The sequence below is a fragment of the Streptomyces sp. NPDC093065 genome, from assembly GCF_044754585.1.
Taxonomy (GTDB): Bacteria; Actinomycetota; Actinomycetes; order Streptomycetales; family Streptomycetaceae; genus Streptomyces.
Map to the genome: position 1 here is coordinate 188,754 of NZ_JBIVPJ010000002.1, position 15,707 is coordinate 204,460.

Annotated in this window: 14 protein-coding genes; 4 read left to right on the forward strand and 10 right to left on the reverse strand. The window is 72.3% G+C overall.

Annotated elements, in window-relative coordinates:
- Nucleotides 1-11 precede the first annotated feature (11 nt).
- Together ACIQFU_RS03670 and ACIQFU_RS03675 are read left to right on the forward strand one after the other, a co-directional pair.
- Nucleotides 12-995, forward strand: a complete 984-nt coding sequence (locus ACIQFU_RS03670; RefSeq protein WP_402548711.1) for an ABC transporter ATP-binding protein — start codon at nucleotides 12-14, stop codon at nucleotides 993-995.
- Nucleotides 982-1,914, forward strand: coding sequence for an ABC transporter permease (locus tag ACIQFU_RS03675; protein ID WP_402548713.1), 933 nt, complete (start codon nucleotides 982-984; stop codon nucleotides 1,912-1,914). Before ACIQFU_RS03670 ends, ACIQFU_RS03675 begins: the two co-directional genes overlap by 14 nt.
- A gap of 19 nt (nucleotides 1,915-1,933) precedes the next feature.
- Here ACIQFU_RS03675 and ACIQFU_RS03680 read toward each other — a convergent pair whose 3' ends face one another.
- Entirely contained in the window at nucleotides 1,934-2,467 is a 534-nt protein-coding gene (locus ACIQFU_RS03680; RefSeq protein WP_402548715.1) for a DUF6668 family protein, read from the reverse strand.
- Nucleotides 2,468-2,736: 269 nt separating this feature from the next.
- Between ACIQFU_RS03680 and ACIQFU_RS03685 the strand changes: the two genes are divergently transcribed.
- Nucleotides 2,737-4,041 (forward strand): tetratricopeptide repeat protein, encoded by a 1,305-nt coding sequence (locus ACIQFU_RS03685; RefSeq protein WP_402548717.1) that lies wholly within the window; start codon nucleotides 2,737-2,739, stop codon nucleotides 4,039-4,041.
- 27 nt (nucleotides 4,042-4,068) lie between these two features.
- On the opposite strand, the gene ACIQFU_RS03690 is transcribed toward ACIQFU_RS03685, so the two are convergent.
- Both ACIQFU_RS03690 and ACIQFU_RS03695 read right to left on the reverse strand, forming a co-directional pair.
- Nucleotides 4,069-5,022: a M28 family metallopeptidase gene (locus tag ACIQFU_RS03690; RefSeq protein ID WP_402548718.1), complete on the reverse strand. Its 954-nt coding sequence runs from the start codon at nucleotides 5,020-5,022 to the stop codon at nucleotides 4,069-4,071.
- A 164-nt stretch (nucleotides 5,023-5,186) separates the two neighbouring features.
- A complete protein-coding gene (locus ACIQFU_RS03695) occupies nucleotides 5,187-5,657 on the reverse strand; it encodes a VOC family protein (RefSeq protein WP_402548719.1) in 471 nt (156 codons plus the stop codon).
- A 90-nt stretch (nucleotides 5,658-5,747) separates the two neighbouring features.
- Here ACIQFU_RS03695 and ACIQFU_RS03700 point away from each other — a divergent pair, with 90 nt between their 5' ends.
- Nucleotides 5,748-6,377, forward strand: coding sequence for a CGNR zinc finger domain-containing protein (locus ACIQFU_RS03700; protein WP_402548720.1), 630 nt, complete (start codon nucleotides 5,748-5,750; stop codon nucleotides 6,375-6,377).
- Nucleotides 6,378-6,417: 40 nt separating this feature from the next.
- On the opposite strand, the gene rarD is transcribed toward ACIQFU_RS03700, so the two are convergent.
- From rarD to ACIQFU_RS03735, 7 genes are all read right to left on the reverse strand, one after another.
- Nucleotides 6,418-7,470, reverse strand: a complete 1,053-nt coding sequence (gene rarD / locus ACIQFU_RS03705; RefSeq protein ID WP_402549240.1) for an EamA family transporter RarD — start codon at nucleotides 7,468-7,470, stop codon at nucleotides 6,418-6,420.
- Nucleotides 7,471-7,607: 137 nt separating this feature from the next.
- Entirely contained in the window at nucleotides 7,608-8,462 is an 855-nt protein-coding gene (locus ACIQFU_RS03710; RefSeq protein ID WP_402548721.1) for an SDR family oxidoreductase, read from the reverse strand.
- A 166-nt stretch (nucleotides 8,463-8,628) separates the two neighbouring features.
- Nucleotides 8,629-9,687 carry a 2-oxoacid:ferredoxin oxidoreductase subunit beta gene (locus tag ACIQFU_RS03715; RefSeq protein ID WP_402548722.1) on the reverse strand — a complete coding sequence of 353 codons (1,059 nt, stop codon included), beginning with the start codon at nucleotides 9,685-9,687 and terminating at the stop codon, nucleotides 8,629-8,631.
- Nucleotides 9,680-11,617 carry a 2-oxoacid:acceptor oxidoreductase subunit alpha gene (locus ACIQFU_RS03720; protein WP_402548724.1) on the reverse strand — a complete coding sequence of 646 codons (1,938 nt, stop codon included), beginning with the start codon at nucleotides 11,615-11,617 and terminating at the stop codon, nucleotides 9,680-9,682. Before ACIQFU_RS03720 ends, ACIQFU_RS03715 begins: the two co-directional genes overlap by 8 nt.
- 271 nt (nucleotides 11,618-11,888) lie before the next feature.
- Nucleotides 11,889-12,548, reverse strand: a complete 660-nt coding sequence (locus ACIQFU_RS03725) for a response regulator transcription factor (RefSeq protein ID WP_007443820.1) — start codon at nucleotides 12,546-12,548, stop codon at nucleotides 11,889-11,891.
- 309 nt (nucleotides 12,549-12,857) lie between these two features.
- A complete protein-coding gene (locus tag ACIQFU_RS03730; RefSeq protein ID WP_402548725.1) occupies nucleotides 12,858-14,225 on the reverse strand; it encodes a sensor histidine kinase in 1,368 nt (455 codons plus the stop codon).
- 113 nt (nucleotides 14,226-14,338) lie between these two features.
- A complete protein-coding gene (locus ACIQFU_RS03735; RefSeq protein ID WP_402548727.1) occupies nucleotides 14,339-15,565 on the reverse strand; it encodes a sensor histidine kinase in 1,227 nt (408 codons plus the stop codon).
- Between the last annotated feature and the right edge of the window lie 142 nt (nucleotides 15,566-15,707).

The window sequence follows — 15,707 nt, forward strand, 5'->3', positions numbered from 1 at the left end:
AGAGGGAGCCGATGGCCGAACCGTCCGCCACGGAGCCGGAGCGCCCGGACGAGGAGAGCGCGGATGACGCCGTCATCGCCACCCGCGCGCTCACCAAGCGCTACCGCGGCGGACAACTCGCCGTCGACGGTCTGGACCTGACCGTCCCGGCGGGCAGTGTCTTCGGCTTCCTCGGGCCCAACGGCTCCGGCAAGACCACCACCATCCGCATGCTGATGGGGCTGATCGAACCCACCTCGGGCAGCGCCAGGGTCCTCGGCCTGCCCATGCCGCGCGCGTCCCGCACCGTGCTGCCCCGGGTCGGCGCCCTCATCGAGGGCCCGGCCCTGTACGGCTTCCTCTCCGGGCGGGACAACCTGCTGCGCTACGACGCCGCCGACCCGACCGCAGACCCGCGCACCCGGCGCGAGCGCGTCGCCGCGGCGCTCGACCGGGTGGGTCTCGCGGCCGCGGCCGGCAAGAGGGCGAGGGCGTACTCGCTCGGCATGAAGCAGCGGCTGGGCCTCGCCGCGGCGCTGCTCCAGCCGCGCCGGCTGCTCGTCCTGGACGAGCCGACCAACGGGCTCGACCCCCAGGGCATGCGCGAGATCCGCGGCCTCGTGCGCGAACTGGCCTCCGACGGCACCACCGTCTTCCTCTCCTCCCACCTGCTGGACGAGATCGAGCAGGTGTGCACCCACGCCGCCGTGATGGCCCAGGGGCGGCTGATCACGCAGGGCGCGGTCGCCGACCTGGCGGCCGGGGCGCGCGGCCGGCTGGTGGTGACCACGCCGGACGCGGGCGACGCCGCCCGGGTGCTGAAGGAGCAGGGGGCCGCGGACGTCGTCGTCGACGGGGAGAGGGTGACGGCCGAACCACCGGAGCGCGACCTCGCGGAGGTGAACGCGGCGCTGGTCGCGGCCCGGGTCCGGGTCCGGGGCTTCGTCGTGGAACGGGCCTCGCTGGAGGACGCCTTCGTGGCGCTGACGGGGGAGGGCTTCGATGTCGCGGGCTGAGGTACGGGGAGAGCCGGTCGAGGAGCCCGCCGTCGCGGTGCCGGGGGCGGTGCCGGGGCCGGACGCGGCACGGACACCGAGTCCGCTGTGGTCGCTCGGGCTGCTCCGCAGCGAACTGCTGACCACGTTCCGCCGCTGGCGCACCCTCGCCCTGCTGGCCGTACTCGCCGCCGTGCCCGTCCTGGTCGGCATCGCCGTGAAGATCGAGACGAGCGACGGCTCCTCGGCCGGCGGCGGTGGCGGCGAGGGACCGGCGTTCATCTCGCAGGTCAGCAACAACGGGCTGTTCCTCGTCTTCACCGCACTCGCCGCGACCCTGCCGTTCTTCCTGCCGATGGCCATCGGCGTCGTCGCGGGCGACGCGATCGCGGGCGAGTCGAGCGCGGGCACGCTCCGCTACCTCCTGGTCGCCCCGGCCGGCCGCTCCCGGCTGCTGCTCACCAAGTACGCGACCGTGATCGCCTTCTGTCTCGCGGCCACCCTGGTCGTCGCCGTCTCGGCGCTCGCGGTCGGCGCGCTGCTGTTCCCGGTGGGCGACCTGATCACCATCTCCGGCACCCGGATCACCTACACCGAGGGCCTGGGGCGGGCGCTGCTGATCGCCCTGGTGGTGGCCGCCTCACTCGTCGGCGTCGCGGCGCTCGGCCTGTTCGTCTCCACCTTGACGGGCAGCGGCATCGCGGCGATGGCGACCACGGTCGGGCTGCTGATCACCGTGCAGATCCTCGACCAGATCCCCCAGCTCGACGCCCTCCAGCCGTACTTCTTCTCGCACTACTGGCTCTCCTTCGCCGACGTGATGCGCGAACCGGTCTACTGGGACGACCTGGTGAAGAACCTGGGCCTCCAGGCCCTCTACGCGGCGGTCTTCGGCTCGGCGGCCTGGGCGCGGTTCACGACGAAGGACATCACCGCGTAGCCGCGGGGCACGGCGGCGTTCAGCGCGCCGGCCGGGTGAGGCGGACCAGCGGCTCGGTCCCGAGGGGCGGTCCGGTGCCGGCCTCGCCCAGGCGCCAGCCGGTGACCCACGGCACGCGGTGGACCGCCACGGCGGATTCGAGCAGTGCCACGCGCTGCGCGAGCGGCCGGGGGAGCCGTCCGGGGGCGTCCGCGACCAGGACGACGGCGTGGAGGTCGAGCCCCGCCGGGGTCCGTCCGCGCCGGAAGTCCTCCACGGCCCGGTCCGCGGCCGCCAGTCCGGCCGCGTGCGTACGGGCCACCACCAGCACGGACGCCGGGTCCGCCGGGCCGGGCCAGCGGCGCCCGCAGTCGTGCCCGCCGTAGACCGCGGCGAGCGTCGAGACGCCCGCGCCGCCGTGCGTGCCGACCCAGGAGAAGCGCCGTGCGCCCGTGCCGGACCGCTCCGGTACGGGCGGCTGCGGTGGGGGTGCCGCGGAGAGGGGCGGCTGTGGCGCGGGTGGCTGCGGCGCGGTCACCGGGCCGCGGATCCATATCTCGGGTCCCTGTCGCATGCCCGTCCGCCTGCCCGCTCGCGTGTGCCGTCACTCTCGCACCGCAGCCGTCCGCGCCCTCCCGCAACCGTCTCGCGCCCACCCGCGCCGACCCCGCCGACACCGGCGTGACCTCCTGGAACGAGCCTGTGACACCCCGGTGACGTGAGAATCGCGAGCGAGCGGAGAGACTCGACGGTAGGTGCACGACAGGCATGACTGGCATGACAGGCTCTGGACGGCAGGGGAACGGAAACCGCCGACGGAAGCCGCCGATGAGTGGGGGAACGATGTCTCGACTCGGCCGCGACGAACAGCGGGAGCACGAGCGCGCCGAGCGCTCGCCCGATCCCGCGACGACGCCGATCGACGTCCGCGTGCCGGCGGAGGAATCCGGCGTACGCGGTGCCTCGGTCGACGGTTCACTGATCGTCGCGGCCCCGGGCGAGGAGATCCAGAACGCCGTCCTGAACCGCCTCCACCGCCTCGCCCTCGCCGCCGGCCGGCCCGTCCTCGCTACCATCCACGACCTGCGCATCGGTTGCTCCGTCCCTCTGCGGGTCGATCCGGACGGCTCCAGCCACCTCGCCGCGGAGCCGGTGCCGGTGCCGGTGCCGACCGATCCTGTGCCCGCCGAGCCCGAGGAGGCACCCGTACGGCAGGACCTGGCCACGCATGTCCTGCGCTCGGTGGCGCCGGCCGGGGACAGCGCGCCGACGTTCACGCTCCGCGCCCTGCCGGAACCGGCCCGGGGGGCGGCTTCGCAGGCCGGGGCGCACAGGGCTGTGCCACCCGGCACGGTGGCGCCCCCGACGGGTGTCTTCGGACCGCCGCCCCGCATGGACGGCGCCGCCACGACCGGCACGCCGGAAGCGGCGGAGCGGCCCCCCGTGCCCGCCCCGACCGCCGCACCGGAGCCGGCCACCGCTCCGGGACCGACCACCGCACCGGAACCATCCGCCGCACCCGCACCCGCACCCGCACCGAAGGCAACCGCCCCCGCCCCGGATCTCGGCCCCCGTCCCGACGCCTACTCCGACCCCGATCCCAAGCCCACCCCCGCCCGTGGCTTCGACGCCGTGGCCGAGGCCGTGCTCGGGGACGCGCCGATCACCGCGCCGGGCGACGCCACCGCCCCCGCGCTGCTCGCGGAGTCGACGGCCCGTATCAACGAGGCCGTCAAGGAGGGCCGTACGGAGGCCGCGGCGCGGCTGGCGGAGCAGACGGTGGCGGATGCCTCGGGCACGCTGGGGCCGGAACACCCGGAGGTGCTCCGGCTCCGTGAACTCACCGCGTACATCGCCTACCTGTCGGGCGACCCGGACCGGGCTTTCCAGCTCTCCCTGGAACTGGCCCGGATACACCGGCGTTCGGGCGACGCCGAGGCCGCGTACGGCAACGTCCAGAGCGCGGCGACCGCCTGGCGCGCCGTACGCGAACCCGCACGGGGTCTGGAGCTGGGGCAGGGCCTGGTCGGCCTGTGGGAGGAACTCGCCGCCGAGGACGGCCCGGCCGCCGAGGACGCCGAGCAACTGGAGTCCGTCCGCACCCGCATGGGCCGCCTCGTCGAACGCGCCCGCGCCCAGGCGGGCTGACCCGGGTCCGGGGCGGGGGCGTCCGCCCTACTGCGACAGTTCCCAGACCGCGTGGGCGATGGCGTCGCTGTTGCGGTCCAGCGCCGTGTCGTCGATGTTGGCGGTCGTGTCGCAGGACGAGTGGTAGCAGGGGTCGAACGGCTGCCCCACCGTGCCGCCCCACTCGGCCGCCTGCGCGGACGTCTTGCGGTAGTCGGCGCCGCTGAAGAGGCCGCCCACGGGGACGCCCGCGTTCTTGAAGGGCGCGTGGTCGGAGCGGCCGTCGCCCTCGGTCTCGATCTCCGTGGGGATGCCGAGGCCCGCGAAGTAGTCCTTGAACGTCTTCTCGATCGTGGGATCGTCGTCGTAGACGAAGTAGCCGGGGTTGGGGGAGCCGATCATGTCGAAGTTCAGATAGCCGCTGATCTTCGCGCGTTCGGCCGCGCCGAGGCTGTTGACGTAGGAGCGGGATCCGACGAGCCCCAGCTCCTCCGCGCCCCACCAGGCGAAGCGCAGGTGCTTGGTGGGCTGGTAGCCGGACCGGGCGACGGCGAGCGCGGTCTCCAGGACGGCGGAGGAGCCGGAGCCGTTGTCGTTGATGCCGGGCCCGGAGGTGACGCTGTCCAGGTGTGACCCGGCCATGACAACCTGATCGGCGTCACCGCCGGGCCAGTCGGCTATCAGGTTGTACCCGGTGCGGCCCGAGGCGGTGAACTGCTGGACGCGGGTGGTGAACCCGGCCGAGTCCAGCTTGGCCTTCACATAGTCGAGCGAGGCCTGGTAGCCGGCGCTGCCGTGGGCGCGGTTGCCGCCGTTGGCCGTGGCGATCGACTGCAACCGCGTCAGGTGGGCCTTGACGTCGGCTATCGATATGTCGGGCGCGGCTGCGGCCGCGTGGTTCGGGGGCGCGGTCGCCGCGCCGGCGGCGGAACCGCCGGTCACCAGTGTGGCGACGGCGACGGCGGCGGCCGTCAGCGCGCGCCCGGAAAGGAGGAGCTTCATGTGGGGGGCTCCGAATTCCTAGGGGGTCCCCGGGGAGGGGACTCCGCAGTGAATGGGGTGCCTGGATGGTGCTGGCGGGACTGACCCGACGTCAAGACCGCTATTCGGCCACGGTGTCGCACATAGCGGAAGCCCCCTGGTGGCGCCCCGGAGCGGGACCGGCCCTAGTGGACGCAGAACTCGTTCCCCTCGGGATCCGTCATCACCACCCACTCTCCGCCCGCTTCCTTCACCTGCCGCTGCACGCTCGCCCCCAGTGTCTGGAGCCTGGCGACCTCCTCCTCGCGCCGCCCGTCGCCCGAATGCACATCGAGGTGGAGCCGGTTCTTGCCGGTCTTGGCCTCCGGCACGCGTTGGAACAGCAGCCGCCGCCCCAGTCCGGTGCCGCTCTCCTCCTGGAACGGGTCGTCGGGGTGCCGTACGGCGGCCAGGTCCCGCCAGGCGCGACGGCCGTGGGACTCGAGGGTCAACTCCTGTGGCACCGCCCCGAAACCCAGCAGCTTCTCGATGAGCGCACTGTTGTCCTCCACCTCGTAGTGGAGGGCCGCGGCCCAGAAGTCCGCCTGCGCGTGCGGGGCGGCCGCGTCGATGACGATCTTGAAGTGCAGGGGGTCGGGCCTTGGGGTCGAAGTCATGTAACCACTTATACTGGTTTCATGAGGGAGCGGGTAGGGGAATCGCCGGAACGGTCTGTACGGCCCGCACGGCCTGAACGGGGGCAGCGGATGGAGCGGGCGTCACCGCCGAAGCGGCCCTCGGGGGGTGCTCCCGGACTGACGCTGGTGTCCCACGAGGGCAAGCCCTACCGCTTCGACCCGGGCGCGCTCTGTCTCGAACTGCTGACGACCGGAGGACCCGGCGCCTTCGCGCGCTGGGAGGTGCTGCACGAGCCCGCCGACCTGGCGGCCTGGGCCGAGCGCAGCCGGCTGCCGGACGGGCTGGACCTCGCCCCGGACCGCGCGGACGTCGCCCGGGCCAGGACTCTGCGCGACGCCCTCTTCCTCCTCACCGCCGACCGTGCCCACGGACGGCCGCTCCACCCCGGCCACCTGGAGACCGTCAACGCCGCGGCGGCCGAGCCCTCGCTCGTCACCCGCCTCGAACCGGACGGCAGCCGCGGCTGGGCCCCGGGAGCGACGGGCGCCCGCCTGCTGTCCACGGTGGCGCGCGACGCGATCGAGCTGTTCACCGGCCCCCACGCGGACCGCGTCCGCGAGTGCGGCGCCCACAACTGCTACCTGCTGTTCGTCGACACCTCACGCCCCGGCCGCCGCCGCTGGTGTGCGATGGAACACTGCGGGAACCGGGAGAAGGTCCGGGCGCACCGCGCGCGGCAGGCGCCGGAGAAGCGCTGACCCGGTTACCCGCGGGGAACTCCCGGTGCCCCGCGGGGAGCTACGGCTTCGCCGCCCCGACGTCGTGCTGCTCGGGCGTTTCGGTGGCAGCGGGTGCCGGTACCCCGGAGGCCACGATCCCCTGCTCCCGTGCGGCGGCGTCCGTCTTGGCCGGCGGTACGCCCGCGCCCGCCCGGTCCAGTTGCTCCCGCAGGGCCCGCGCGGTGCGGCGAGCCGTGCGCAGGGCGTCCCAGGTGAGCATCGTCAGCGCCAGCCAGACCAGCGCGAAGCCGGCCCAGCGCTCGGGCGGCATGGCCTCACCGAAGTACAGGACGCCGAGCAGGAACTGGAAGACGGGCGCCAGGTACTGCAGCAGCCCCAGCGTGGACAGCGGCACGCGGATCGCCGAGGCGCCGAAGCAGACCAGGGGGATCGCGGTGACGATGCCGGTCGCGGCGAGCAGGGCCGAGTGCCCGAGCCCCTCCGTGGTGAAGGTCGACTCGCCCCGCGAGCCCAGCCACAGCAGATAGCCGAGCGCCGGAAGGAACTGGATCGCCGTCTCGGCGGTCAGCGACTCGACGCCCCCGAGGTTGACCTTCTTCTTCACCAGGCCGTACGTCGCGAAGGAGAAGGCGAGGCAGAGGGAGATCCACGGCGGCTGGCCGTAGCCGATGGTGAGGACGAGCACGGCGGCGAAGCCGGTCGCGACCGCCGCCCACTGCGCGGGCCGCAGTCGCTCCTTGAGCAGCAGCACGCCCATCGCGATCGTGACCAGCGGGTTGATGAAGTACCCGAGCGAGGCCTCGACGACGTGGCCGCTGTTCACGGCCCAGATGTAGACGCCCCAGTTGACGGTGATGACCGCGGCGGCCACCGTGACCAGCGCGAGCCTGCGCGGCTGCCGCAGCAGCTCACCTGCCCAGGCCCAGCGCCGTACGAAGAGCAGGGCGACGGCGACGAAGACGAGGGACCACACCATGCGGTGGGCGAGGATCTCGCCGGCCCCGGCGGGCTTGAGCAGCGGCCAGAACAGGGGGACGAGGCCCCACATGCCGTACGCCGCGATGCCGTTCAGCAGGCCTATGCGCTGCTCACTCCTGGACGACCCGGCCACGGGCACCTCCTTGTCGCACATGGCATGCCGGGGACGGGAAGGCATGCCAGGACGACGGTAGCGCCGCACCCGGCCGCGTGTCATGCCCGTATCGGAATACGGTCATGACACGCGGGACGGGAACGCGGGGCCGGAGGTCAGCCCCTGAGGGCGGCGGCGACGGCCTCGGCGACCGGTGTGGTGGGCCGGCCGGTCAGCCGGGACAGGTCGCCGGTGGTGACGAGCAGCTCGCCCTTCTCGATGCCGGCCTCCACGCCCGCGAGGATGGCGGCCATCGGCTCGGGCACCCCGGCCCCGGTGAGGAAGGCGGCGTAGGCGTCGGGGGTGACGGGGGTGTAGACGATCTCCTTGCCGGTCTGCCGGCTCAGCTCGGCGGCGTACTCGGCGAAGCCCCAGGCCTCGTCGCCGCCCAGCTCGTACGCGGTGTTCTCGTGGCCCTCGCCGGTCAGTACGGCCACCGCGGCGGCCGCGTAGTCGGCGCGGGAGGCGGAGGAGATCCGGCCCTCGCCGGCCGCCTGGACGACGGCGCCGTGCTCCAGGACCGGGGCGAGCTGGTCGGTGTAGTTCTCGTGGTACCAGCCGTTGCGCAGCAGCACGTACGGCACGCCCGAGCCGACCAGCACCTCCTCGGTGGCGCGGTGGTCGTCGGCGAGCGTCGCCTTGAGGCTTTCGGGGGCGCTGGTGTAGGCGAGCAGGGCGACGCCGGCCTGCTTCGCCGCGTCGATCACGACCGTGTGCTGCCGCACGCGGCCCTTGTCGAACTCGTTCCCGGAGATCAGCAGGACCCGGTCGCCGGCCGCGAACACGCCGTCGAAGGTCTCGGGGGAGCTGTAGTCGGCGACCGCGAGCCGTACGCCGCGGGCGGCGAGGTCGGCGGCCCTGTCCCGGTCCCGGACGACCGCGGTGACCTGGTCGGCCGGCACCTTCTCCAGCAGTTGCCGCACGACGTGGCGGCCGAGGTGTCCGGTGGCTCCGGTGACGACGATGCTCATGGCTTCAGTGCTCCTAGTGGGGGGTTGCGTTGCCACTAACCCTAGGAGCTGCGCTAACTGAAGGAAAGTGCCCACTTTGAAGTAAGGTACTTACCTTTGGGTAAGCGGCAGGGGCCCGGACGTGATGCGTCCGGGCCCCTGCGGCGTGCCGTGAACGGCGGTCCGGTCAGCCGACGACCGTCCAGGTGTCGGTGCCGGCCAGCAGCGCGGCGAGGTCACCCTTGCCGTTCTGCTCGACGGCGGTTTCGAGCTGCTCGGACATGAGCGTGTCGTAGACCGGCCGCTCGACCGAGCGCAGCACGCCGATCGGCGTGTGGTGCAGGGTGTCCGGGTCGGCGAGGCGGGAGAGGGCGAAGGCCGTGGTCGGGGACGCGGCGTGGGCGTCGTGGACCAGGATGTCCGCCTCGTTGTCCGCGGTGACGGCGACGACCTCCAGGTCACCGGTGCGCGGATTCCGTACGACACCCTTTGCGCCGTCGGCGCCGAAACGGATCGGCTGCCCGTGCTCCAGGCGGATCACCGCCTCCTCGGCCCGCTCCTTGTCCTTGAGGGCGTCGAAGGCGCCGTCGTTGAAAATGTTGCAGTTCTGGTAGATCTCGATCAGGGCCGTACCGGGGTGCTCGGCGGCCTGGCGCAGGACCTCGGTGAGGTGCTTGCGGTCCGAGTCGACGGTCCGGGCGACGAAGGACGCCTCCGCGCCGAGGGCCAGCGAGACCGGGTTGAAGGGCGCGTCCAGCGAACCCATCGGAGTCGACTTGGTGATCTTGCCGACCTCGGAGGTCGGGGAGTACTGGCCCTTGGTCAGGCCGTAGATCCGGTTGTTGAACAGCAGGATCTTGAGGTTGACGTTGCGGCGCAGGGCGTGGACGAGATGGTTGCCGCCGATGGAGAGCGCGTCGCCGTCGCCGGTGACGACCCACACGCTCAGGTCGCGGCGCGAGGCGGCGAGCCCGGTGGCGATGGCGGGGGCGCGGCCGTGGATGGAGTGCATCCCGTAGGTGTTCATGTAGTACGGGAAGCGGGAGGAGCAGCCGATGCCGGAGACGAAGACGATGTTCTCCTTCGCCAGACCCAGCTGGGGCATGAAGCCCTGCACGGCGGCGAGGATGGCGTAGTCGCCGCAGCCGGGGCACCAGCGCACTTCCTGATCGGACTTGAAGTCCTTCATGGACTGCTTGCCCTCGGCCCTGGGAACGAGCTGGAGCAGTGCGTTGGTGTCAGCCATCGATGGCCTCCTTCAGGACCGTGGCGAGCTGTTCCGCCTTGAACGGCATGCCGTTGACCTGGTTGTACGACTGGGCGTCGACCAGGTACTTCGCCCTGATCAGGGTGGCGAGCTGGCCGAGGTTCATCTCCGGGACCACCACCTTGTCGTACCGCTCCAGCACCGCGCCGAGGTTGGATGGGAAGGGGTTCAGGTGCCGCAGGTGGGCCTGGGCGACCTCCTCGCCGGCCGCACGCAGCCGGCGCACGGCCGCGGTGATGGGGCCGTACGTCGAGCCCCAGCCCAGCACCAGCGTCCGCGCGCCGTCCGGGTCGTCGACCTCCAGGTCGGGCACGTCGATGCCGTCCACCTTGGCCTGCCGGGTGCGGACCATGAAGTCGTGGTTGGCCGGGTCGTAGGAGATGTTCCCGGTGCCGTCCTGCTTCTCGATGCCGCCGATCCGGTGCTCCAGACCCGGCGTGCCCGGCACCGCCCAGGGCCGGGCGAGGGTGTGAGGGTCGCGCTTGTACGGCCAGAACACCTCGGTGCCGTCGTCCAGGGTGTGGTTGGGTCCCTGCGTGAACTGCACCGCGAGGTCCGGCAGCTCGTCCGGCTCGGGGATCCGCCAGGGCTCCGAGCCGTTGGCCAGGTAGCCGTCGGAAAGCAGGAAGACCGGCGTCCGGTACGTCAGCGCGATCCGCGCCGCCTCCAGGGCGGCGTCGAAGCAGTCGGCCGGGGTGCGCGGGGCGACGACCGGGACCGGTGCCTCGCCGTTGCGCCCGTACATCGCCTGCAGCAGGTCGGCCTGCTCCGTCTTGGTCGGCAGACCCGTGGAAGGACCACCGCGCTGGATGTCCACCACCAGCAGCGGCAGCTCCAGGCTCACCGCGAGCCCGATCGTCTCGCTCTTGAGCGCCACGCCCGGACCGGAGGTGGTGGTCACCGCCAGCGAGCCGCCGAAGGCCGCGCCGAGCGCCGCGCCGATCCCGGCGATCTCGTCCTCGGCCTGGAAGGTGCGCACGCCGAAGTTCTTGTGCCGGCTCAGCTCGTGCAGGATGTCCGAGGCCGGGGTGATCGGGTACGAGCCCAGGAAGAGCGGCAGGTCCGCCTGCCGGGACGCGGCGATCAGGCCGTAGGCCAGGGACAGGTTGCCGGAGATGTTGCGGTAGGTGCCGGGCGGGAACGCCGTCGCCGCCGGCGCGACCTCGTAGGAGACCGCGAAGTCCTCGGTGGTCTCCCCGAAGTTCCAGCCCGCGCGGTAGGCCGCGATGTTGGCCGCGGCGATGTCGGGCTTCTTCGCGAACTTCGACCTCAGGAACTTCTCCGTGCCCTCGGTGGGCCGGTGGTACATCCAGCTCAGCAGCCCGAGCGCGAACATGTTCTTGGAGCGCTCGGCCTCCTTGCGGCTGAGGTCGAACTCCTTGAGCGCCTCGACGGTCAGTGTGGTCAACGGCACCGGATGCAGGCGGTAGCCGTCGAGCGAACCGTCCTCCAGCGGAGAGGTGTCGTACCCGACCTTCAGCATCGCCCGCTTGGTGAACTCGTCCGTGTTGACGATGATCTCCGCGCCGCGCGGCAGGTCGCCGACGTTGGCCTTCAGCGCGGCCGGGTTCATCGCCACCAGCACGTTGGGCGCGTCGCCCGGTGTGAGGATGTCGTGGTCGGCGAAGTGCAGCTGGAAGGACGAAACGCCCGGCAGGGTGCCTGCGGGTGCCCGGATCTCGGCCGGGAAGTTCGGCAGCGTCGACAGATCGTTGCCGAACGACGCCGTCTCCGAGGTGAAACGGTCGCCGGTGAGCTGCATCCCGTCGCCCGAGTCCCCCGCGAACCTGATGATCACCCGGTCGAGCCGGCGGACGTCCTTCGTTCCGGCCGGTGTGCGCTGCGCTCCCACGACGGTCTCGTCGGTTCCGTCGGTCTGTTCCGCTGGGCTGCTGACCTGGCTGGTCACTTACTGGACCTCCCTCGGGACGGCTGTCCGGGGACTGGTCTCCCAACGACCGTCCCGGGATCAACACTACGTCCGCACGCCATGACTTCCGGTGGACATTCGCATGATGGACACGACTTCGAGATGCCCCGCAGCCCCGGAATCCCAAGGTTTTCCCGTCCTCCGGCACCGGCGAGGACGCACCCGCGCCGTCCTCCGGTTTCTCATTCGTCCGGATGAGCGTCCGCGTCGCCGGGCCGGGCCGGTGCTTCCGAGGCGTGGGCCGCTGATGTCAGGAATTGAGATAGGTGAGCACGGCGAGCACCCTGCGGTGATCACCGTCGCTCGGAGACAGGCCGAGCTTCATGAAGATGTTGCTGACGTGCTTCTCGACGGCCCCGTCACTCACCACGAGCTGCCGGGCGATCGCCGAGTTGGTCCGGCCCTCGGCCATGAGCCCCAGCACCTCCCGCTCCCGCGGGGTGAGCCCCGCCAGCACGTCCTGCTTGCGGCTGCGCCCGAGCAACTGCGCGACCACCTCCGGGTCCAGCGCCGTACCGCCCTGCGCCACCCGCACCACCGCGTCCACGAACTCCCGGACCTCGGCCACCCGGTCCTTGAGCAGATAGCCGACGCCCCGGCTGGAACCGGCCAGCAGCTCCGTCGCGTACCTCTCCTCCACGTACTGGGACAGCACCAGCACGCCGAGACCGGGGTGCGCCTTGCGCAGCCGCACCGAGGCCCGCACCCCTTCGTCGGTGTGCGTCGGCGGCATCCGTACGTCCGCCACCACCACGTCCGGCAGTTCGCCCTGCGCGTCCAGCTCGGTGATGGTCTTGATCAGTGCCTCGCCGTCGCCGACACCTGCCACGACCTCGTGCCCGCGGTCGGTCAGCAACCGGGTCAGCCCCTCTCGGAGCAGCACTGAATCCTCGGCGATGACCACCCGCACCCTGTCCTCCACGATCCTCGGCCCCCCACAGCCCGTGCACCTGCGCGGTCCGCGCGGCCCGCGCCGCGTCCACGAACCGTCCGTGCGACGGGTCCAGCATTCCAGCATCCGGGGCCGGACGCCTTCAGGCAACGGAAAGGGAGCGGGAAGTCCGGGGGCAGGTCCGGGGGGCAACTCCGGGTCCGGCCGTTCGACGGCCGGTTCTCGATCACGCCGTGCCGGCCCCGGCGGCCCGGGGGAGGGGCCGGCCGGACCGGTCGGCGGCACGTGCGTCCGCCCCGGGCGACGCCGGGGCGGACGAGGTGCGGATCAGCCGGTGACCAGCTCGTTCCGCCAGGGCAGCTCCGCCGTGATCCGCGTCGGCCCTCCGGCCGGCGAGTCCACCACGAGAATTCCGTCCACCGCGTCGAGCCGCTCCGCCAGCCCGGCCAGACCGGAACCGGCCGACGCGTTCGCGCCACCCGCGCCGTTGTCCACGACCTGGAGCATCAGCCGGTTCTCCACCCGCCACACCTCCACCGCGGCCGACGTGGCCCGCGCGTGCTTGCTGACGTTCTGGAGCAGCTCCGAGACCGTGAAGTAGGCGATGCCCTCGATCGCCGACGCCGGCCGCTCCGCCAGGTCGACCTCCACCCGCACCGGCACGGTGCAGCGCGAGGCGACCGCCGACAGCGCCGCGTCCAGACCGCGGTCGGTCAGGACCGCGGGGTGGATGCCCCGGGCCAGGTCCCGCAGTTCCTGGAGTGCCGTCTTCACCTCGCCGTGCGCCTCGTCCACCATGACGGCCGCGGCCCGCGGGTCCTCCTTCAGCTTCTCCTTGGCCAGTCCCAGATCCATCGCGAGGCTGACCAGGCGGGCCTGTGCCCCGTCGTGCAGGTCGCGCTCGATGCGCCGCAGGTCGGCCGCGGCCGTGTCGACCACGACGCCCCGGTCCGACTCCAGCTCCACGACCCGCGTCGCCAGTCGCGACGGCCCGAGCAGCCCGTGCACCATGACCCGGTCCACCGTCGTCAGCGCCCGCACCAGCCACGGCGTCGCCAGCGTGAACAGCAGCCCGATCAGCGCCGTCACGGTGATCTCGAAGGGGTTGTCCAGGTAGATCCGGTGCGACTCGTCGCCGTACAGCTGGAGCCCGTCCTGGCCGGCGTACATGGGGAACACCCAGAACCACAGCGGGTACGTCAGCATCGCCCACCCGAACGCCCAGACGTTGACGGCGACGACGAACGAGAACACCGACCACGGGAACTGCAGCAGCGCGTACAGCAGGCTCCGCCAGGAGACGCCGCTCTTGAGCACGGCCCCCATCCAGCCCATCGCGCCCTGCTTCTTCAGCCGCAGCGGTTCCGGGTCGGACACCCGCAGCCCCAGCAGGGCGCGGGCCCTCGCCCGCTCCATCGCCCCGAAGCCCCGGCACCCGGCGAGTGCGGCCGCCAGCACCGGCACACCCAGGAACGTCACGAGCAGGCCCGCCCCCAGCGAGACCATCGTGACGGCGTACGTGAAGAGCAGGATGCCGACCGGCAGGCCCGCCAGGACGTAGCCGAACTCCCGCCAGCTGCGCGCCTCGAACGGCGCCCGCAGACCGGCCGGCAGCCGGTGGCGCCGCGCACCCGTGTCCCCGGGGAAGCCGGACCCGTCCCCGAGCCCGTAACTCTGTCCGTATTCCGTGGCCATCGGTGCCGTCCTTCTCCTCGTCGCCCTACGGCTGTGCTGTCGTAACTCCACCCTCCTCGACCGCACCGCCAGGGCCAATGGAGCCCGTCGGCGTCTGGGAAGGGGGGTTTTCCCTACCTCCTGGGCGCGGAGCCGGCCGCGTCGGCCCCCGTGCGGTCGCGCCAGGGCAGCTCGGCCGTGACCGCCGTCGGGCCGCCCTCCGGCGAGTCCACGACGAAGAGTCCGTCGACGGCGGACAGCCGGTCGGCGAGGCCCTTCATCCCCGTACCGCCGTCGAGGCGCGCGCCCCCGTGGCCGTCGTCCTCCACCTGTATGAGCAGCCGGTCGGACGACCGCCACACCTCCACGGACGCCGACCTCGCCCCGCTGTGCTTGCTGACGTTCTGGAGCAGCTCCGAGACCGTGAAGTAGGCGATGCCCTCGATGGCGGCCGCGGGACGCCCCGCCAGGTCGACGGTCACCTTGACCGGCACGGTGCAGCGGGAGGCGACCGAGGAGAGCGCCGCGTCCAGGCCCCGGTCGGTCAGGACGGCGGGGTGGATGCCGCGGGCCAGGTCCCGCAGCTCCTGCAGGGCCAGCTTCACCTCGCCGTGCGCCTCGTCGACCATGGCCGCCGCCGCGTCGGGGTCCTCCAGGAGCTTCTCCTTCGCCAGGCCGAGACCCATGGCGAGGTTGACCAGGCGGGCCTGTGCCCCGTCGTGCAGGTCGCGCTCGATGCGCCGCAGGTCGGCCGCGGCCGTGTCGACCACGACCCCCCGGTCCGACTCCAGCTCGGCGATCCGCCGCTCCAGCTCGTCGGACGGCGACAGCAGCCCGCGCACCATCGCCCGGTCGACGTTGGTCATGGCCCGCGCGATGAACGGCAGCACCGGCCACAGCACGAACAACGACGTCAGCGTGGTGACGAAGGTGAGGACGCCCCAGGGGAACCGGATGAAGTCGTACAGGACCGTGCGCCAGCCCACCGGGTCCTTCAAGGACATCCACAGCTGTGCGAAGAAGCCCCGCCCGCTGCGCAACGGCAGCGGGCTCGGTTCGTCCACCCGCACCCCGAGCAGCGCCCGGGCCCGCGCCCGCTCCAGCTTGCCCAACTGCCGCGCGCCCAGCAGGCCGGCCGCCAGCAGCGGGAGGCCGATCACCGTGACCGTCAGTCCCACGCCCACGGACAGCATCGTCACGACGTAGACGAATCCGAGCAGCGCCGCCGGAAAGTTCGCCAGCAGGTGGGCGATCTCCTTCCACGTGTGCCGGTCGTAGGCGAAACGGGCCGGCGGCAGGCGGTCGACGGCCGCCGCACCGGTGGTCCGGGTGGAGCTCGATGTCGAGAGACGTTCGGTCATACCCGCCAGCGTGCCGTGCGGCGCGGCGCCGCGCCATGAGGTGCACCGCCGGGACGCACTGAGGAAAACCCCACCCCCGCGTCCCAACGTACGACGGGCTGCTTACCGTCTCTTTATCAGGCTCTAGACTCCCGTGCGTACA

Excerpts from the sequence above, each read along its gene's own strand:
- ACIQFU_RS03710 (WP_402548721.1), bottom strand. The coding sequence starts at position 8,462 with ATGAGCATCGTCGTCACCGGAGCCACCGGACACCTCGGCCGCCACGTC.
- ACIQFU_RS03675 (WP_402548713.1), top strand. The coding sequence starts at position 982 with ATGTCGCGGGCTGAGGTACGGGGAGAGCCGGTCGAGGAGCCCGCCGTC.
- ACIQFU_RS03690 (WP_402548718.1), bottom strand. The coding sequence starts at position 5,022 with ATGAAGCTCCTCCTTTCCGGGCGCGCGCTGACGGCCGCCGCCGTCGCC.
- ACIQFU_RS03685 (WP_402548717.1), top strand. The coding sequence starts at position 2,737 with ATGTCTCGACTCGGCCGCGACGAACAGCGGGAGCACGAGCGCGCCGAG.
- ACIQFU_RS03715 (WP_402548722.1), bottom strand. The coding sequence starts at position 9,687 with ATGGCTGACACCAACGCACTGCTCCAGCTCGTTCCCAGGGCCGAGGGC.
- ACIQFU_RS03670 (WP_402548711.1), top strand. The coding sequence starts at position 12 with ATGGCCGAACCGTCCGCCACGGAGCCGGAGCGCCCGGACGAGGAGAGC.
- ACIQFU_RS03695 (WP_402548719.1), bottom strand. The coding sequence starts at position 5,657 with ATGACTTCGACCCCAAGGCCCGACCCCCTGCACTTCAAGATCGTCATC.
- ACIQFU_RS03730 (WP_402548725.1), bottom strand. The coding sequence starts at position 14,225 with ATGGCCACGGAATACGGACAGAGTTACGGGCTCGGGGACGGGTCCGGC.
- ACIQFU_RS03735 (WP_402548727.1), bottom strand. The coding sequence starts at position 15,565 with ATGACCGAACGTCTCTCGACATCGAGCTCCACCCGGACCACCGGTGCG.
- ACIQFU_RS03680 (WP_402548715.1), bottom strand. The coding sequence starts at position 2,467 with ATGCGACAGGGACCCGAGATATGGATCCGCGGCCCGGTGACCGCGCCG.
- ACIQFU_RS03700 (WP_402548720.1), top strand. The coding sequence starts at position 5,748 with ATGGAGCGGGCGTCACCGCCGAAGCGGCCCTCGGGGGGTGCTCCCGGA.